Here is a 22,166-nt window from a genome sequence, read left to right on the forward strand (position 1 = left end):
CATCTTGTTATAGATGCCTTTTTTTATGATCAAATTATGTTAACTTTATAAAAGTAAATTTTTGTGGTTTAAAATTTTAATCATAAAAGTCAAAAAATATAATTATAACAGGTGGTTATAAAATGGTTATTTTTGGTTGATTTAACTGCCGATTTAAAAAAAAAGCGCTTTCTAATTAAATCTAAGCGATTTTTTTTTATTATATAATTAAAAGAGACTGGAGGTAATGTTATGGTAAATAAAGATATCTTACAGGTTAACACTTTAGGTAAGTTATCTGTTACTAATGGTAATAGTACCTTTCCACAAGAAAAAAGACGCAGCATTCAAGTGGAATTATTAGTAGTTTATTTAATACTCAATCGTAACTATACAATCAATAATCAGCAACTGATAGATTTTTTATGGCCTGATGGTAACTCTGATAAGCCAGAAGGGGCCTTAAGAAATCTGGTCTATCGAGCCCGAAAGGAATTTAAAAAATTGTTTAACGGGATAACAATTATTAAATCTAAGGGGCACAGTTATTTTTGGAATTTAGAGGTTGAATGCACAGTTGATTATGAGGAATTAATTAAAATCAGTAATAAAGTTAATCAAGAAAATGATTTGTTTCGTAAATATGAACTATGTTTAGAAATGATCAATCGTTATCGCAATGAGTTTTTACCAGATTTTAATTATAATGACTGGATCATTCAGATGAATAATACTTTGGAAAGAAATTGTTTAGATGGTTTACTCAGCACTTTAAATCAGTTGGCTAGTAATAATTTATACGAAGAAGTATTGAAAATTTGTAATCATCCTAATTGTCAAAAAATAATGGATACGCGTATTTATGAAATGAAGTTATATGCTTTTTATAAGACCAAGAAAATTGATCAGGCTTTGCAATTTTATCGGCAGATTGTTGATTATTATTACAGTAAATACGGGGTGGAAGTTTCTAATCGATTTAAAGAAATTTATCATATGATCATTGATACGTCATCATCTTCACAAATAAATGTTGAAGAGCTAGAAAGAAATCTAGCTGATGATGGAGTCAATGAACGAACTTTTTATTGTGATTTTGATGTTTTTAAAAATATTTATCAAATTAATGTTCGTTCAGCCAGACGGACAATGAAAGCGCGAGTTTTAGCTTTGTTGACCGTGGTTGATCAAAGTCATAGTCTAAGTGATAAAGAATTATCGAAAGAAGCTGATATTTTAAAAGCGGTAATCGCTAGCAGTTTAAGAAAAAATGATGTTTTTTCTAAATTTAATATGACGCAATATTCATTAATATTAGCTTCACCAAATGTTGAAGGGGCTCAGGTAGCAATTAATCGGATTATTAGTCGTTATAATGAAAAGAAAAAACATTCACAAGTCATACTTACGAGTGAGTTGAAAAAAATTAGATAGGAAGGGATGAGATGATGCTATGGGTTATTTGAAAAAGGTATTGAAACAAACAAAGCTCTTAAAACGGTTTGGTATTCTATCAATTACCTTGGCTATGATCATTGGAATGTTGAATGACGGTATATTGACTAAAGCCGATGATACTGTTAATGCCAATATTTCTTTTACATCGCAAATTGTTGAACAGATCAATGGATCCTACATCCAGACAACTGATGTTCAATCTGGAGAGCCATTCTTTTTAGCGATTCGTTATACGATTTCTGCCAATAGTCAAGGTTCTAGTTATACTAACTGTATTTTATCAATAACATTACCGGAACATATTTCGTTTATCGGTGATACTAGTGATATTCAAGGTACCGCATTTGATGATATCGAATATAAGATAAATTTTGAAGGAACATCGGCTGAAGAACGAGTTATCAATATTCATGCCAGTGAATTAGTACCTGGGCAAACTGGAACATTATATTTAAAAATGAATTTTGATAACATGACGACCCCAGATGGAACAAAAGCAGATTTTCGAGGAATGGTGTTAACTGGTTCAGTGGTAATGCCAGATAGTAGTCCTAACTTTAATCCAGTTTCTGTTCCAAGTGCGACTGTAATTGCTACTGCCAGCCAAGATTGGATTGTCAGCAAAGATGTTGCGAAACAAAATAATCAGGACTATTCGATTGAAAATATCGATGGTAAACAATATTATAGCGTTGATTATCGATTAACTGTTGCTCCAGGAAGTAATATTGGTGATATTGGAAACAGTTATGGAAGACTAAACTGTACTTATCGTGATGAAAATGGTAATAAGACTGATGGATTTATGTTGATTGATACGCTACCAGTTTCTCCAGTAGCTAATGGTGGAGCTACCCAAATTAGTGTCTATGCCGGAAGCAACAAGACTAATCCATTAGTTGAAGGTCAAGATTATGATTTGATCTATAACGATGATGGTTCAGTTAAGTATATTAGAATTAAATATGCCAGCACTTATGGTGACATTAAAAATGATTATACAACCGCATATGTTCCTGATGATGCATATGTTTTAACTACATATACGATTAATGCTAAATATAGTTATGATGCTTATCGAGTATTGCCAGCCAATGAAGATAAAATACCATATTTGCTGGACAATAAAGCAGAAATAAATTATTTACCATTAGGTGAAAGTACTTATAAAAAATCACAAGATAATGCTAGTGTTCAAGTTGGCTGGGTTGATGAAGATGCTCCAGTAACTGACATAACTATTAATAAGTATTTGACTATTAATGGTGGAGAAGATCTGGATTTAGACAGTAAATTTATTTTTGACCAAGATAAACAAGATTTATATTATCAAAATACTGACTCTCGAATTCGTTTTGGATTATATCTTGATCAGGCCTGTCAAGAGCCGGCAGTTGATTTTGAAGGAAATACTGTTGGAAATATGACGGAATTAAACGAAGCTGGTCAGGTTATTTTTAAAAACATTAACGAGGGAACTTATTATTTAAAAGAAGATGTCGGTAATTTGCCATTTGTTGGTGATGGAGTGGAAACCACTAATGGTCAAACAGTTTATCAACTTGAAGTTAAAAATAAAAACAATGGTGCCGTTGTTTATTTGAGAGGTAAGGAAGTAAGTAATGGTCAACTAGATATTAATAATGTTAATACTGATAATGGTTTTGGTTATGTAGCTTTTAATAAAGTTGGAACTAGTGCGACCAGCAGTACTTCAGGACCATTGGAAGGGGTAAAGTTTTTATTAATTAATCAAGAAGATCCTAGTCTAGTTTATGAAACATATTCAAACGAGAACGGATTAGTTTTATTTGAAGCAATTCCAGCCGGAAAATATTTAGTTCAAGAAGATTTTTCTAGTGGTGAATATGATCAACCGGCAACAATTCAATGGAATGTCGAAGTAAAGGCTAATCACATCAACTATCCTAGTGGTATGTCGCTAGATGATGATGGAATGCCTTATGTAATCAACAGTTCTTCTAAAGGAAAACTGTTGATCAAAAAAGTCGATCAACTTGATCCGTCTAAACAATTAGATGGAGCTAAATTCATGGTCTATGGTCCTTTTGATAGTGAAAATGATGCTAATATAGCGATTAACTCAAATACATTAGGAGCTGGATTTGAATTGTCAGGTAATGAAGAATCATCAGCTTTAAATAAAGGATATTATGTCTATCAAGAAATAACAGCTCCTGAAGGTTATAAAATTGATAACAATTACTATGTAACTGAAGTTAAAACTCAAACTTTAAACCAAGTTGCAGTAGAAAATGAACAATTAGGAAAACTAAGAATTCTTAAAAAAGGAAAATTGGCTAATACTGGAGTAAACATTGAAGTTAATTTACCTGGAGCTAGTTTTTATCTTTATACTGATGAAAATGCCAGTGATGCAAGTATCGTTAAAGATAGTTCTGGTAATCCAATCGTAATTCAATCACAAGAATCAATCAGCAGTGAATATAACTCTAATGTTGTCTCTTTACCGGCGGGAACTTATTATCTAAAAGAGTTTGCAGCTCCAGAGGGTTATCAATTATCTACTGATATTATTAAGGTAACGATTGAATCTGGAAAAACAACGACCCAAAAGATTGTCAATGAAACCGATCATTATGGTTATATTCAAGTGGAAAAAGTTGATTCTAAAGCAATTCAGGATCCTGATGATCCTAGTCAAACAATCAATAAACCAATCAGTGGTGTCAGCTTTGAAATTTACAATGACCATGATCAATTAATTGAAACTATTACAACTAACATTTTAGGAATTGCTCAAAGTAGTTTCCTACCAGCAGGAAATTATTACTTAGTTGAAAAAGATAGTGACAGTTTAAATGATTATGTCGTTAACACTGATAAAATTTATGTCACAGTTACAAATAATCAACGAACTAATGAGCTTGTAAAAAATGATCATTTAGTAAATTATAAATTCCAAAAGGTCAACTCACTAACTGATAGTCCTTTATCAAATGCGCAGTTTACCTTATATGCCAGTGATCAACAAACTGTTTTAGCTAAAGAAGTCACTAGTGATGCTAATGGTTATGTAACTTTCACTAATCTAATTCCTGGGGCGACTTATTATTATCAGGAAACTAAAGCACCAGACAACTTTACATTAAACAGTGCCATGATTGCCTTTACAGCACCAACAATTGCTCAAACTGACAGTAATTACACGTATGAAGGAAACAAGGTAACCAACGAGCCTCAAGGTCGTTTTACCGTTATTAAAACCCAATTGGAATTAGATCAAAGTCAAGCAGTATATGCGTCTAAACAATTTGCGTATTTTCCAGTTCTAAGTGAAAATATGGAAAATGACCGTCAGCTAGCAGTAGCTAATAACACTTATTATACCTTAACAACTAATAAAGATACGGGAACTGGAACTTCAATTTATTTAGATGCTGGAACATATTGGGTCATTGAATTAAATGTTTCTGATCCATGGACTGTTCAAGGTGGTAACAATCATCAAATAACAGTTGCACCAGGTAATGATGGTTTAAATACTGCAAAAATTAATATTGTCAATGAACTAACAAAAGGAAAAGTAGCAATTAAAAAAGTTAGTTCAACCGATCAAAATACTAGTATTTCAGCAACCTTCAGTATCTATAAAAAAGTTAATGAAGCTAATCATGACTATAGTAATGATACTATTGTAGCCACGCTAACAACCAGTAATGAAGGTGGCGAAGCAGTTAGTGAATGGTTAGATCCAGGTGACTATGTTTTAGTAGAGACTCGAGTAAGTGGTGATTATGTTTTAGATACAACCCCTCGTGAGTTTACGATTGAAGCAGGGAAAACCAATAAAGTATATTCAAATACACCATTGACTAATATACCTGAAAGTACGATAGGTCTTGAAAAGGTAGCAATCTGGAAAGATGATAATGGAAATGTTGAAGAACCATTAGCTGGAATTAACTTTAATGTTTATCAGGCAGTTGAAGTAAGTAAAGACAGTACTGGAGCAGTTGCATTAGATGACAAATATTATCATAAAACTGGTAATGTAGTAACGCAAATTACTAGTGATAATAAGGTCACATATTCTCAAAAACTCGAACCAGGTTACTATTATATTGAAGAAGCCTTAACTAGTGAACAAAGCCAGGATTATCAGGCTGCTTCACCACAAGTAGTTAAGTTAGAAGCTGGTCAAACTACTACAGTAAAATTTGAAAACATTCCATTAAAAGGAAAAATCAAAGTTATTAAAGTTAGTAGTGTCGACCCTGACGAAAAATTAAATGGGGCCGTTTTTGAAATCTACTATGTCACTGATAAAACTGGTGATGGTATAGAAACGATCAAAGCTTCTGATGGTAAAACTTATAATGTGGAACATAGCGGTATCAGTGTTGATATTACCAGCGGTACAGCAACATTGATCAAAGATGATGGAACCGAACAGAAATTAGATGGAATTGGTTATTCAGTTCTATTAGAAGAGGGTAAAGAAGTTGTTTTAAAGGAAGTAGAAGCACCACAATACTATTTTGCAGCTAATACCTGGTATTATGTAGGAATGATCAATAAGCAGCAAATTAGTGAAATAACAATTACTAATATTCCTGAAGTTCATGTCGTCGGTGATAAATATGATGAAGCAAAAAACCGAGTTGAAGGAGCTATCATGGGATTATTTAGTAGTAGTGATGGTGCAAATGATTTTAATAATTTAAGCGATACTGAAAAGTCAGCGGTAGTTAACGACCAAACTAAATGGGCAAGTTATGACTTATTACAAACAACGGTTACTAGTAAAGAAAGTGGTTTTCATTTTTCTGATATCGATACGACTAAAACTTATTATGTTTTAGAATTAGTAGCCCCAGAAGGCTATAATCGAAATGATAAAATTTATGAAGTAACTGTGGATACTTCGAAAAGAATCAATAATGATAATAAACTAGAAAATGTTACTCAAATTACTCCTGGTGATGCTTATTATTTAATTGACACAGAAACTGGAGAAACCTTAAGCATTACTAATTATCACTATAAACAAATTTGGGTAAAGAAAGTTTTAGACTTTGCCGGTGATAAAACTAATTTAGATGGTATTAGATTTAAGTTATATTCAACAACGATTGTTGATAAAGATACCCCTGATGCCATTAAGGTTATGGGCGCTGATGGTGATGAGGCTATCTATGTTGTTAAAGATAGTGAACTAGCTATCTATGAAACTGGTACGATCAATGAAGGTAAAGATAATGGTGCCTTTATTACTAAGACATTGCCAGCAGGAATTTATATTATTGAAGAAATTGATAGTGGTAATAGTCCAGAGTATAATTTACCAGATTATATTACAAAACCTAGTACGACGATCTATGCAGTCAATCTATTAACTGACAGTGATAATAAGGATTTATATAGTGAAAATGTTGATGCTGATAATGTAATTGTTAATACTACTGATAATGGAAAACTAGCTTTAACTAAAGTATCAAGTGTTAATAGTAATCAATACCTTCAAGCAACCTTTAATGTCTTTAAACAGGGAGTAGATTATAGTAATCCAGCTAATGTTATTACTACGATTACTACTAATGCGAATGGAATACCGGTATTATCAGACTTTTTAAAAGCCGGTAAGTATGTCTTAATTGAAACTTCAGTTGAATCTGGCTATGTTTTAAATCAAACACCAATTGAATTTACGATCGAGGCCAATAAAGTTACTGGAGTTAGTGGTACTAGATATGCTAGTATCGATGATGCTAGAGACAATCCATTAGTAGTGGAAAATGTTCCAATGGGAAATATTAAAAATATTACTAAAACGGGAACTTTCATTGATAAAAACGGTATAGAACAAACAACTAATTTAGCAGGTGTTAGTTTTGAAGTATACCACTATCAAATTAGTAATGGTCAGTTAGTATTAGATGATACCACGAAATTAAACGTTTCGGCTTTATCAGATAATGATGGTAAGATTCATTTTTATCAAAACAGTCAAGATATTACCGATACGATGTGGCTAGAGCCTGGTAATTATATCTTAAAAGAAACTAGTGTTGGAAATAATAGTGCTAATGGTTATGTTTCTAACAGTTATCTTGGTAAGTTTACGATTGTCCAAGGTCAGACAACTGTGGCCTTAGTGGAAGTTAACGAACAAGGACAGGCAGTGGCTAATTCGGTAGCAGCAATCAACAATAAATCAACTTATGGACGACTTAAATTAACTAAAGTTGATTACTATAATCAAAATATTAAACTTGATGGTGTTGTTTTTGAAATATTTGATGTCAACAAAAATAAAGTTGATGAGATAACAACTGATGCTAGTGGTATAGCCATCAGTAAATTATTACCAGCTGGTAATTATCAAGTGAAAGAAAAAACGACCAAAGATGGTTATTTCTTAAATGGTACTGGTTATTCATTTGTCGTTAAACCATTAGAATTGACGACTACTAGTCAAGATGGTCAAAGTGAAATTACTAATATTAAACAACAGTCGATTAAAATCAAAAAGATCGATAGTAAAACTAAAGAAGTAATCACTAATTTAACTAATGCTCACTTTACTTTATGGGATCAGGAAACTGGTGGTAATCAAGTTGGAGAAGTCATTTGCAATGAAGAGACAAAAGAAATCGTCTTTAACGGTTTACAACCAGATACGAAATATTATCTGCAAGAAGAAACTGCTCCAAATGGATATAAGATTACTAACAGTAATCGAATTGAAATTACAACTACTAATAACAAACAAGGGCAAACAGAATTAGAATTTGAATTAGAAAATGAACCATTAGGTAGCATAAAAATTGAAAAAGTATCTAACTGGAAAATCTACGATTCAACTAATACAACTAATTATCCATTAGCTGGGGTAGAATTTACGTTATATTTAGATACCAATAACAATCAAAGATATGATGAAAATATTGATACAATAGTCATTCAACCATTAACTACTGATGAAAATGGTATAGTGATTTTTGATAACTTAGAAGCTGGTAATTATTTAGTTGTTGAAAGTGATGTTCCTGAAAACTATACTATCGATAATACTTATTATCCAGTAACCGTTACAAAAGGAAAACAAAATACTACTTATACCGGTAATCAGGCAATTGTCAATGTGACAAATAAAGGAAGATTTAGTTTTACTAAAACTGATCCGGATGGAAATCCATTAAGTGGCGCTGGTTTCCAATTATGGAAGCAAGATAGTGATGGTAATTATGTAACTGTTGCCAGTCCATTTGTGGTTGATAATGAAGATGGTTATTTCTTGTCAGATTTATTAGATCCGGGTAATTATCGTCTAGAAGAAATCCAGGCACCGGAACATTTTGAGGCGGCAGCAGCAATTGATTTTTCAATTGAAGCTGGAAGTGAAACAGTTGTTACTAGTGATAAACAAAATACATTAGTTAATCAGGCCTTAGGTACGGTGACGATTACTAAATACGATGATCGCAGCGATTATCTAACGGTAAAAAATGAAGTACTTAGTGGTGTGGAATTTGGTTTATATGATCTAAGTGATAATTTAGTTGCCAGTCAAATAACTGATAAAAATGGTCAAATTATCTTTGAAGATGTTGCCCCTGGTGATTATTATGTTCAAGAGATTAAAACGTTAGATGGTTATCAATTAGATACAACTAAATATCCAGTAACTATAGCTGCTAATCAAAGTAGAGTCATTAATTATTTACCAGAGGTTGCAGATGGTAATGATGGTGAAATCATCAATCATAGTAATGCCGGACGAATCGTCATTAAAAAACAAGATGATCAAGGTAATGGCTTAGCTGGAGCTATCTTTATGATTACTAGCAGCAGTAATGGATTTGTACCAGTTGAAATTACTACTGATGAAAATGGTTTAGCGGTAAGTGATTTATTACCAGCTAGTACGACAGGTAGGGTTTATCAGGTACGTGAAATTAAAGCTCCTGATGGCTATACTTTAGATGAAGCTTATTATGATATTTCTAAAGAAATGACAGTTTATCCATTACAGGATCAAGAATTAATTATTTCCAATGATAACGTTGATAAATATAATTATGTCGAATTTACTAATCAGGCAATCAATAAGATTATGGATGTTGATCCACAAATCAAAAAATATATCATTGATGGTGATAAATTAATTCAAGATAAATCAGTTAATACCCCATTATTAAAAGATAGTGATAATGAACGATTGGCTATTAGAGATTATGCTGATGGTGGAAATGATGTAGCTGTTAAAAAAGTTGTGGTAGAAGATACAACGATGCAACTATATTATGTTGATGAAAATAATGAATATGTTCCAATTACTTTAAATGATAGTTATAGAATCAACAGTGTAACGATCTACCACGCTAATGATAGTAAAAATCATCAAATCAAAGCTCAAGTTTATTATCGAAATGATGAAAACTCTAACTGGCAAACTAATGATCAATTATTAGTTAATGTACCAGATGCTAACCAAAATATTCAGGTGTCACTTGAAAATGTCATGGCAACTGAAATCAAAGTTGAATACTTTGTTGAAAATGATTTGATTGCGACTAATTTTACAACTGATGGAATTGATTTAGATGTAACGATCAATCAAAGACCATCTAATGCAACTGTTCATGAAATTAGAAGATTTTCAAATACGGCTAAAGTAGTTTATGAATATAGCTATAAAGATGAAAATGGTACAGTTCAAGAAGCTAAACTTGAAAGAAATAGTAATCAAATTAATGTTTATTATCCATTAAATCAAACTAATTTACCTTCAGTATCTTTAGGTATTGTTTCTGGTGAAAATAATGTTGTTTATCGCCCAGGTGATACGATTGAAAGCACGATTACGGTGATTAATCAAAGCACTGATCGTCAAGATAGTGATTTAACGATTATTCAGCCAATTATTAGTTTTGATCTACCACTAGGAATGACCTTAAATACTAATAGTTATACTATTGATGATTATAGCGGTATGACTACAAACTTCCAGGTTGTTGTTTATGATAGTCAAGATGCTAGTGATGGTATGGTCCTAGATCCATCTCAATATGATGTTGTTTATAACAATGTTGAAGCTCGAATTCCTGAAAACAATCAATTAGTAGGAACGGGGCAACAGACTCGTAAAGTAACTATTAGTTTAGCTGATGATTTTGAATTTAAACCAGGAATGAAAATAACTGTCAAATATATGGGTACTACTTCTATCAATGATACCAGTACTCGGTTATATGCACCAGCTTATTTTGCCAGTGGTCAGATTACTGAATTATCACTGGAAAATCCATACGGTAATGCTTTTATAGTTGAAAGTAGTAGTGGCAGCAACTACAATACGTTGGTTAGCGATAGTACTTTGGATATTATTGCTGGTAAAGATCAGGTAGATATGACTGGTACTGGTTTGAAATATCCTAACAGCAATGGAATCATTGTAATTAATGAAACTAATTATTTATCAATTTATAAACAAGTTAAAGGTATTTATAATGATGAATATTTAAATTACAATCAGATTGCTTCAACAGCACCGGGTGAAGATTTGGATTACCAAATCATCTTTAAAAACGGTGGTGAAAATGAAGGAGAATCTGATCGGGCAATCAGTAAAGCTCGTGTTGTTGATATCTTACCATTTACGGGAGATTCATTAGTCAACCGAACTGACGATAATTATACTGAACGTTCTACTAGCTTAGATAAAGCGCCAGTATTAAATTATGTTGAGGTTTTAGATGCTGTTAATGTGCCATATACGCTTTACTATTGTGTTGGAAGTGATTATGATAGTAAATTTGATGAATGGAATGAAACCAATAGAACTAAATTTACTGCCAGTGAAGAATTACCAATTGTCTATAATTCATCATGGAGCGATGATGACTGGACTAGTGGGGCTCATCATTGGATCAAAGCTAGTGAATATACTGGTGATTTGAATTTAGTTAGTGCTTTTGCAATTGAATTCGATTTCTCTAATGATTTATTAGAACCAGGTGAAACAGTTACTATTCATGTAAAAATGACCGCTCCTGAATATGGAACTGATGAAATTGATCAAGTGACTGATCGCTTGATGTCAAATTCGGCTTTAATTGCGGTCCAACGTGATGGTACTGATGAAATTTCACCAACAGATATCACTGAAAACCGTGAAGTTAGAGCTCAATTGACGTTACCAAAAGGTACTATTGGTGATTATGTCTGGTATGATTTAAACCGTAATGGTTTACAAGACGATACCGATATCCCAGTTCAAGGTTTGAAAGTAACTTTACATAAATATGTAACAACTTATGATGAAGATGGAAAACTACAACGTCAGGAAATTTTCAGTGATGATGGTATGGTAACCATGAGCGATGAATATGGTTATTACCAATTTACTAATCAGGATTGTAATGTCTTAAAAGCTGGTAAAACTGATAGCAGTTCAACTGATCCTCATGATTATGTTGGTGATCGTTACTTTGAATATCGAGTAGAGTTTGCGATTCCTGAAGATGAATCAACATATACTTATGTACCAACTACTAGATATGCAACTGATGATCAAGGCAATAGCCAAACGGAACGTGATTCAAATATTGGGAATGATCCTACTAAAGTAGGTGACCAAGCTGAAGATAACGATGAATATTGTTATAGTGAATACTTTACTTTAACAGCTACTCGTTTAGGAGATGCCAGCCTGGTTGGTGAAACTAATTTGACATTGGATGCCGGTTTTGTTGCTAAAGGATCTCTAGGAGACTATGTCTGGTTTGATGCTAATAAAAATGGTATTCAAGAAGATGAAGAAAGCGGTGTACCAGGTGTTGTGGTTCGTTTATATCAGGTAACTGAAAACGGTGAATTTAACTCTGCTTTGCCATTGGCTACAACGACTACTGATAGTAACGGATATTATCTGTTTGAAGATCTAGTTGAAGGAAATTATATCGTTGAATTTGATATCGATGGTGTAGTGCCAACTTATGGCAGTGGTTACTTAAATCGTTATTACTTCACTCAGGCTAATGCGGGAGTCGATAGTGCTTATGATTCTAATCCGATTGTTGAAAATTCAACGGATACTAAAGCTAAAACAGCAGTTATTCATTTAGATTATCATGCTAGTGATATGTCTATCGATGCTGGTTTAACGGTTTATAGCGCTTTATCAGGATTAGTTTTCGAAGATCGTGATTATTCAGATGTTCAAAACTACTTTGATCAGGATGGAAAGGAAATTGATACTGTCTTACCAGCTGGAACAATTGTTTCATTATATCAAGTTGATGCAGAATTTGATAGTATCAATATGATTCCTGATGAGTCTTCATTAATTGCTACAACTACAATTGATGAAAATGGAAATTATCTATTTGATTTACTTGATGCTGGATATTATGTTGTTAAGTTTACAATGCCAGAGGGTTATAGTATTTGCAGTGGTGACAGTGGTAGTGATGATACAATTGATAGTGATGTTGCTAATCAAATCGAGACAATTGATAATCGAGTTTCTGGTTATACCAATGTAATTGAAATTGGCTTAAATGAACATGTTGAACATGTCGATGGTGGGGCTAGATTATATAGCGCTTTAGGTGATTATGTTTTTGAAGATCTTAATTCTAATGGAATTCAAGATGAAGATGATCGTCCAATTCCAAATACAACTGTCTACTTGTTTAGACGTGATGATAATTCGAGTTCATGGCAATATTATCAACAGACTATCACTGATGAAAATGGATTATATCACTTTAGTGATTTGGAAGGTTCTACTTATACAGGTATTCAATATCGAGTAATCTTTGATTTAAAAATGACTACGAAGATAACGATTACTTATGCTGGTGATGATATTGCTTTAGATTCTAATGCCTTAAATCAATATGTATCAGGTTTTGGTTATCCAACTGATCCAATTGATTTACCATATAATACAACAGATCTAACTATCGATGCGGGAATTGTTCAGTCATTAGGTGCTATTGGTGACTATGTCTGGTATGACAGTAACGTCAATGGTCTTCAAGATGAAGAAGGTACTGGTATTGGTAATATTAAGGTTATCTTGGAAGCCAATAACGGTGATGTTACTAATGAAGATGATTGGGAAGAAGTTGGAACTACATATACTAATAGTCAAGGATATTATATCTTTAATAACTTGAAACCAGGTTATTATCGGGTTAAGTTTGAAGTTCCATCACAATATTATGTGACTCTATCTACTCAAGGTGAAGATAGTGCTATTGATAGTGACGGTATTTATTCAAATGATAATATCTATTATTACACACGATCATTCTATCTAGAGCAAGATGGTTATGATATGACATGGGATTTAGGTGTTTATGATCCAACAATAACGACAAGCGAAACTAGTATAACTAATACTTATTTTGATGGTGGTATTTTGACAGGGGATAATATAAATAGCTTATGTTATCTGCTTCTAGCCACTGGATCTGCAAGTATATTTACTTATGGTTATCGAAAACGTAGAAAAACATCTAAATCATCATAAAGCAATAAAAGGCAGTGGAAACTGCCTTTTGCATAAATTTTTTAAGTATTTTAAAAAATATCATTAATGTGTGATATTGATGTGATATCTAAATGCTATGATATGACTGTAAAAAAGATAGGAGGAATGATCGATGAAAAAGAAGATATTCAGGTTAATATTTGTATTAGTATTAGTTGTTGCTTCTATTGTTGGTTTAAGAATTAATGTTGATGCTAATTCTAATCTAGTTTTAGGGACAACAATTTCAGATAATCCTGATGATCGTTTATTTACAGTTCGTAATAACAGCAGTAATAATGTTGCTTATATTTATCAAGCTAGTGATAACCCTAGTCAAAGTATTGAAATGACAATTGGCGGTAATCAAACCCAAACAATTAGAGTTAAGGCTGGAAGTAATGGAACAGCATCATTAACAGTTAAGCAGTTAGATTTGGCGGGAGCTGTCTCTCAGGTAGTTAATAGCTTAAATCAGTATTATGTTAAGGTTAATTTTGTTGATAGTAATCATCAGGTAATAGCCAGTTCACGCCAGGCGATAGCGACATATAGCAGTGGTTGCAGCTATACAGCACCAGCAATTCTTACTTACAATGGCGAAACTTACGATTTAAGTGGTAACAACTATGCCGCAATTCCTTATGGAAGCCGTGAGTATACTTTTACTTATAATGTCAGAGCCCAATTAGATTTTACGAGTAAAGTAATTTTAGTTGATCAAGATGGAATAACCCATAAAACGATTGAATATACAGTATCTAAGGCTAATGGCGGTCAAACAACCGTACCAGAAACTTTTGTTTCTTCTATTAATGGTCGCACTTATAAGATCATGAGCGGTTATAATCGTCAAGTAAGTCAAAGTTATGATCAGGGAGTTTTACAGACGGTTATTCGCTATCAGGTTCAAGATAATGAAACAAGTCAGCCATACAATATTTCTATTCAATATATTGATCAAGCTACTGGTAGCGTGTTATTGACTAAAACATTATTAGTGGAAAACGGAAAAACAGTGACTCATGATCCTTCTAGTGCTTTTATGAAAAATGGTAAACAGTATCAATTGGTTAGTGGTAGTTCGATAACTCATAGTTTTGCACAAGGTAAACAAGTATATCAGGTATACTATCAAGCAGTAGTAACTGATGAGACAACACCTCAGCCTATTCAGGTAAATTATATTGATTTAGCCACTGGTAATATTTTACAGATTCATGAATATACGGTAGAACCAGGTAAAACTAAAACAATAAGTTTAGACAGCAGTTTTGACTATGATGGTACTACATATATTTTAAATGGAACTCAACGTGATGATATTGATGGAACTAAGATCATCCATAAATTTGGTAGTGATGTTACTGAATATAATGTCTATTACACTGAAAAAGGAGTCGAAGTAAATCAGTATGAAGTTTCGGTTACTTATCTAGATGTTTCACATACTAATATCGGTGAAGAGACGATTTATACAACGAAATTAAATGCTTCGATCAATCAGCCACTGGCCATCGATTTTCCTACTCAGTATGAAGCTAACGGAACTACATATGTCTTATTATCAGGACAGAAAAGTCACTTTGATCATGATTTCTATTCAACTAGAAGAAATTATGTAATGGTATATCGGGATATTAACGATACTAATAATGATATTGTTTTAAATCCAGTTGTTGTAGAAACAACGACTACTCCAACGACAACACTGGAAGGAACGACAGCAAACGGAACAGCGATTACGATTGATGGAGCTACTGGAACTCCAGTTATGACTAATCCAGATGGAGCAATTACAACAGTTGATCAAGATGGTAATATTGTTCCATATCAAGAAGCAGAAACTGAAATAATTGAAGAAGAGGAAACACCATTAGCTGGTAATGTAGCAGATAAGGTAAGTAAAGATCAAACTAATAATCAATTAACATACGTTGCTTTAAGTGTAGCTGGTCTAATTGTAATTGGGGCAATAGTCGTTTATATTGTTAGAAAAAAGAAAACTAAACAAGCTTAATATTAATCATTCCTATTAAAAACAACCTCATTAATTTGAGGTTGTTTATTAATTGCTGCTGATTATTAAATTTTAACTTCAATGCATAACCACTGAAATTGGGGTATAATGAAATAAAGAATAGTTGTTAAAATTAAATTAAGCAGCTAATACTAATAAATGAGGTATAATAGTAGTACTGCAATAAAAAATGAAAACAGATGATGGGGGCACATATGAAACTGCAAGTCGAATTTTTAAACACTTATACAATCACAACTGAAGATGATCATTGCCTTAGTTTCAATAATATAAATTCATCAAAATTAGCTATTTTATTAGCTTATATTTTATATCATCATCGTCATAAATTAAGCACATCAGATCTCCAGGAATTGATGTTTGGAACCAATGGATCCAGTAATCCAGCTAATGCCTTAAAAGCGTTGATTTTTCGTCTTCGGGCATTATTGAATAATAATTTGGGTAAAAATAATTATATTTTATCGTCACAGGGGACCTATTACTGGAATCCAGAAATTGAATTGGATTTTGATGTTGATAATTTTATTAATTATTATCGTTTAGGACGTAATGAAACGGATGATTTAAAAAAAGTGGCTTTTTATCAAAAAGCATTACTGCTTTATCAAGGTGATTTTTTACCAATGATTATTAATAATAATGATAAATTGATGAATATTCGTCATTTTTTGACTTCTTATTTTTTGAATGTAGCTAATTTTTTGATTGAATATTATTTACGACTCAATGAGTTCAGTTTAGTTGAGGAAATTTGTCAGGCGGTTTTAGCTGCAAATGAAGCTGATGAAAATATTAATTGTATTTTGGTTTTTGCTTTAGTTAAACAAGGCAAAAAATCACTGGCTATCAAACATTATCAAAAAGTTCAGAATTCCTTGACTATTTCATCAGCTAATAAAATGCAACACTATTTAGAGTTAGATGACAGTAATAAACATGAAGTTGATTTTAATATTATCTATGAAGATTTAAATGGGACAGTTAGTGAAGGTGCCTTTGTTTGTGATTATGAATTTTTTAAAAGTATCTATCAGCTGGCATTACGAACTACTTCAAGAAAAGGAGCACATAAATCAATTGTTTTACTGACGATTCATCCTAAAGAATATATTACTAAAAATCCTGAAATTAATAATTTGGTCTTAGGAGAAACTTCCCATACTCTCCAACAAATCATGATCGATACTTTTAGAGCCAGTGATGTGGTATGTAAATACAGTATCAAACAATTTTTGATTTTATTAGATTGTAATTATCAAGGAGCCATCAAAGCCATCAAACGAGTGAAAAAGAAGTTTTATCTTCAAGAAAAATATGAGCGGGTTCTAGTTGAAGAAAGTATTAGTGAATTAGGTAAAAAGTAAAATAAAAAAAGAATTTTTCCTCTTATCGAAGTAAATGAATAGTAGGAGGTTTTTTTATGTTTAGATATCCTATTTTTAAACAAGATGATGAATATAGCTGTGGGGCTTATTGTCTTAAAATGATCTTAAAGTATTATCATCTTAATGTTGAAATCAAAGAAATTAAACAACGAAGTAAAATTACTGCTAATGGTATTAGTGTTTATGGCATGATCCAGTGTTTAAAATATTATCGAATTGAAGCTAAAGCTTATCAATGTGATTTAAAGACCTTGCTGATAGAAGCTAAACTACCATGTATTTTGCATCTCATCATTGAACAAAGAACGCATTATGTAGTCTTATATAAACAAACTAAACATTATTTATTAATTGGAGATCCGGCTAAAGGGTTAATAAAGATGAAGGTTGAGGAATTAGAAAAGGTATTTAGTGGTGTTTGTATTTGTATTGAACATGTAGGACGCTTTGATCAAAGATTGCAAAAAGAAACTACTTTTATGGAGTTTGTAATTAAACATTTAAAAAATAATTATCGGTTTGTTTTAAAATTGGTGACAAAAAGTATCATCATATCTTTTTGTAGTATTTTAAGTTCTAGCTATTTTCAAAGTTTGATCGATCAAATTGCCAAAATGGATTTAATTACGATTGTTTTATTTACTTTTATTTTTATGATAGTAAGCTTTATTAGAATTATTGTCAGTTATACTCGTAAGCAGCTGGAAATCGAGATCCAGCAATATCTTAATCAAAAATATGTAAATAAGACAATTAGTAATATGATGTATTTACCATTTCGTCATTTTGAAAATAACCAAGATGGTGTTTTATTGACAAAAGTAACTAATTTGTTTTTATTGGGTGATTTTTTTATTCATTTATATACAGTAATTTTTATGGATTTGATTTTATTAATTGGTTTATATCTTGCTTTATTTATGTATTCAAAAGTAGTTGCTATGATCACGGGAATCTTCTTTGTTTTTTTAGCTAGTTGTTTATATCGTTATTTAAAGGGAATTAATCGCTTAAATAAAAAAATTATTGCCAGTCAGGAAATAATGAATCAGGGTTATTTAGAGTATTTGAAAAATGTTTTTAATAGTCATCAGTTTTTTGTCAAGCGTTTTGTTAAGGAAAAGATCAACTATTTGTTTGATGAATATAATCATTATTTATATACTCGTAATCAACAGTTAAATAAAATTAATAGTACTAGTGAATTATTGCTTCAATTATTGATGTATCTGGTAGTTTTAATAGCTTGTTTTTATTATAAAGAAAGCAAGATTAGTATCGGGGATATTATCTTTTTTTATTTGTTGATATCGTATATGATCGAGCCGTTATTTAATTTAATTAGTTTTATTTTGGAAAAAGATGAGATTTTAATTTTGTATCAGCGCTATCAGGAAATTTTACCAGAGAGAAGAAAGAAAAAAACTCGACTCAAAGAGACAATTAGAGAAATTTATGTTGATCATATTTCTTATAGCTATGGTTATAGTAAACCAATCATTGAACATTTAGATCTGACGATCAAAAATTCAATCTGGTTACAAGGTGATACTGGGGCAGGAAAATCAACATTATTGAAGCTGTTGATGAATTATGATGATTTACTAAAAGGGAAAATATATATTAATGGTATTGATTTAAAGAAGATTGACTTAGATAGTTTGTATCATAAAATGATATATTTAGATAAAAAAACAGTTTTTTATCATGAAAGTTTACGATTTAATCTTTGTTTAAATCAACGTAATGAAAAAAAGATGTTACAATTGTTACAACAATTTAAACTAGAGGAACTGATTGATAAGCTGGATCTGGAACTTAATGAAGATGGTTTCCCTTTATCTTCTGGTCAAGGACAGATTGTTATGTTGATTCGGGCTTTATTGAAAAGGCCTGAGGTTTTGATTTTAGATGAAGCATTATGCAATGTTGATGAAAAACGGTTTAATTTAATTATGGAATATTTGAATAGTTTGAATTTAATTGTTATAATTGTGGCTCACCAAACAAAATTGATGAATGAAATGTTTGACTGTGTTATAATTGAAAAAGGGAAAATCAAAACTATAACTACTAAAAAGCATTGATGATCAGTGATTGATAATAGTTTTGATTTAAGATATTAATGGTGTAAAAACAGGCACTATAATCAATTTGCAGCACCAGGTTTTTGAGGAAATACAAAAATTAAATTGGTGCAAAGAAATATAGAAAGGAAAAGCTGCTTTGACAAAAATTTGTCCATATTTCAAGTAGCTGGTTCGAGTTAATACTCGTGATAAATATGGAAATAGATTTTGCATTAGTAAATGAAGTAGAAGGTTTTAATCAAGATTATGAAGATATATATCTTCAAATTATTCAAGAAACTGCTAAAGAATTGAATATTACTAGTGATCTTGAATTATCATGTATTTTAGTTGATGATCAAAAAATACATGAAATTAATCGTCAGTATCGTAATATTGATCGAGCTACTGATGTAATCAGTTTTGCTTTAGAAGATAATGAACAATATTATGCGCCAGGTATGCCTAGAAGTTTAGGAGATATTTTTATTAGCGTTGATCATGCTAGAAGCCAGGCGCAAGAATATGGACATAGTTTAAAAAGAGAAATGTGTTTTCTTTTCACGCATGGGTTGTTGCATTTATTAGGTTTTGATCATATGAATGCTGAAGATGAACAAGTTATGTTTGCTAAACAGGATGATATCTTAAATGCTTTAAATATTTCAAGGGAACAAGATGGAAATTAAAGAGATAATTAAAAAGGCCTTTGATGCTACCAAAAACTCTTATAGTCCATATTCTAATTATAAAGTTGGTGCTTGTATTGAAATGCAAGATGGAAGCTATTTTTTAGGAACTAATATTGAAAATGCTGCTTACGGCTCTAGTATGTGTGCTGAACGAAATGCAGTTTATGCTGCTTATTGCAATGGATATCATAAAAATGATATCAAACAGCTGGCTATTGTTTCATTTTCAACTAAACTGGTTTCCCCTTGTGGTGCTTGTCGTCAAGTTTTAGGGGAATTGTTGCCTAAAGATTGTCCGATTATTCTTGCTAATTTAGATGAATATCAAATAACTACAATTAATGAATTAATGCCAATGGCTTTTGAAGGAGATAATTTAAATGTTTAAATCAGGATTTGTTAGTATCGTTGGTCGTCCTAATGTTGGAAAATCAACGTTATTAAATAGTATTTTAAAAACAAAATTAGCTATTATGTCAGATGTAGCTCAAACAACTAGAAATACGATTCAGGGAATTTATACTGATGATGAGGCTCAAATCATCTTCATGGATACTCCAGGAATTCATCGCCCACAAGATCGCTTAGGTAATTTTATGAATACTACAGCCTTAAATAGTATTTATGGGGTGGATCTAGTGTTGTTTTTAGCGCCGGCTGATGAGATTATTGGTAAAGGAGATAAGTTTATCATTAATCGATTAAAAGATGCCGATGGTCCAGTTTTCCTGATTGTCAGTAAAATGGATACGGTTAGTAAAGAAGCATTAGCTAAAAAATTGAAACAATGGCAGGAAATGTTTGATTTTCGAGAAATCATTCCTTTAAGTGCTAAAAACAATGAAAATGTTGATTTGTTGATCGATACAATAAAAAAATATTTGCCAGAAGGAAAGATGTATTATCCAAAAGATCATCTAACCGATCATCCAGAACGTTTTGTCATGGCAGAATTTATTCGCGAAAAGATTCTTTATTTTACCCGTGAAGAAGTGCCACACAGTGTTGCTATCGTAATTGAAAGAATGCAGGAAGATGAAGATGGTGTTGAAGTCTTAGCTACTATCGTTTGTGATCGAAATAGTCAAAAAGGAATCATCGTTGGTAAGCAAGGTTCCATGATCAAAAAGATTCGTTTGAATGCGCAACGGGAAATGAAACGCTTTTTACAAGTTCCGGTTCACTTAGAGCTGTTTGTCAAAGTTGAACGTAATTGGCGTAACAAACAAAAGTACTTAAAAGAATTTGGATATAACGAAGATGACTATTAAAAATGAAGAGATCGTAACAGGGATCGTTTTAAAAAATAAACCATATCGTGAAAATGATCTGCTAGTCTGGATCTATACTCATGATTATGGTAAATTAACTTTTTTAGCTAAGGGTGTAAAGAAAATGACTAGTAAAAATGCTCCGGCTTGTCAAACAATTACACTGGCGGATTATAATTTGATTTTAAAACCCGGAATTTCATCGTTGATAAAAGGTAATAGCCAGGTTTATTTTCGTCATATTAAACAGGATATTGAACTTGAGGCCTATGCGACATATTGCTTAGAATTTGTAGATAAGTTTACTGATGAAAATGAGCCCCAGGAAGAAATATATGATACTTTGTTAGCGGCATTGATGGCTTTAGAAAATGGTTATCAACCTAAATTAGTTTATTTATTATTTAATGCTTTTATCTTAAAGATGACAGGTTCAGCGCTAGAAGTTGATCAGTGTGTAAATTGTAATCGTCAAGATTTAATTACAGGGATTTCGGTTGTTAATGGTGGCTTTGTTTGCCAAAATTGTCAGGGTAAATTTGATTTTCAAGAGCCAGTAGCTATTTTAAAAGGTTTTCGCTATATTAATAAATGGGATATTTTAAAAATTGATCAGTTGCATTTAGATGATGATGTGATCGATCGTTTAGTAAAGATCATGGATATCTTTATTGATGAGTATAGTGGAATTAGATTTAATAGTCGTAAGTTTATTCAACAGCTAAATAAACTTTAACAC

Annotated in this window: 9 protein-coding genes; all 9 read left to right on the forward strand. The window is 31.8% G+C overall.

The genetic code is table 11. The features are described from left to right. Positions 1 to 231: 231 nt before the first annotated feature. The 9 genes from Q0K54_RS09265 to recO all read left to right on the forward strand — a co-directional run bounded on the left by Q0K54_RS09265 (position 232) and on the right by recO (position 22,163). Positions 232 to 1,413 carry a hypothetical protein gene (locus Q0K54_RS09265; protein ID WP_294580468.1) on the forward strand — a complete coding sequence of 394 codons (1,182 nt, stop codon included), beginning with the start codon at positions 232 to 234 and terminating at the stop codon, positions 1,411 to 1,413. 19 nt (positions 1,414 to 1,432) lie between these two features. Then, positions 1,433 to 13,966: a SpaA isopeptide-forming pilin-related protein gene (locus Q0K54_RS09270; protein WP_294580470.1), complete on the forward strand. Its 12,534-nt coding sequence runs from the start codon at positions 1,433 to 1,435 to the stop codon at positions 13,964 to 13,966. A gap of 133 nt (positions 13,967 to 14,099) precedes the next feature. Beyond that, positions 14,100 to 15,986, forward strand: coding sequence for a hypothetical protein (locus Q0K54_RS09275; RefSeq protein ID WP_294580472.1), 1,887 nt, complete (start codon positions 14,100 to 14,102; stop codon positions 15,984 to 15,986). A 215-nt stretch (positions 15,987 to 16,201) separates the two neighbouring features. Then, positions 16,202 to 17,374 carry a bacterial transcriptional activator domain-containing protein gene (locus Q0K54_RS09280; protein WP_294580475.1) on the forward strand — a complete coding sequence of 391 codons (1,173 nt, stop codon included), beginning with the start codon at positions 16,202 to 16,204 and terminating at the stop codon, positions 17,372 to 17,374. Between the two features lie 56 nt (positions 17,375 to 17,430). Beyond that, the gene (locus Q0K54_RS09285; protein ID WP_294580477.1) at positions 17,431 to 19,482 is read left to right on the forward strand and encodes a cysteine peptidase family C39 domain-containing protein; all 2,052 of its coding nucleotides are present in this window, start codon (positions 17,431 to 17,433) and stop codon (positions 19,480 to 19,482) included. Between the two features lie 197 nt (positions 19,483 to 19,679). After that, a complete protein-coding gene (ybeY, locus tag Q0K54_RS09290; RefSeq protein ID WP_294580480.1) occupies positions 19,680 to 20,153 on the forward strand; it encodes an rRNA maturation RNase YbeY in 474 nt (157 codons plus the stop codon). Further along, positions 20,143 to 20,544: a cytidine deaminase gene (gene cdd, locus Q0K54_RS09295; protein WP_294580482.1), complete on the forward strand. Its 402-nt coding sequence runs from the start codon at positions 20,143 to 20,145 to the stop codon at positions 20,542 to 20,544. The genes ybeY and cdd overlap by 11 nt, the downstream gene beginning before the upstream one ends. Beyond that, entirely contained in the window at positions 20,537 to 21,427 is an 891-nt protein-coding gene (gene era / locus Q0K54_RS09300) for a GTPase Era (RefSeq protein WP_294580485.1), read from the forward strand. Before cdd ends, era begins: the two co-directional genes overlap by 8 nt. Continuing rightward, positions 21,417 to 22,163: a DNA repair protein RecO gene (recO, locus tag Q0K54_RS09305; protein ID WP_294580488.1), complete on the forward strand. Its 747-nt coding sequence runs from the start codon at positions 21,417 to 21,419 to the stop codon at positions 22,161 to 22,163. The genes era and recO overlap by 11 nt, the downstream gene beginning before the upstream one ends. The last annotated feature ends 3 nt before the right edge of the window (positions 22,164 to 22,166 follow it).

The organism is uncultured Thomasclavelia sp., from assembly GCF_944324745.1.
GTDB lineage: Bacteria > Bacillota_I > Bacilli_A > Erysipelotrichales > Coprobacillaceae > Thomasclavelia.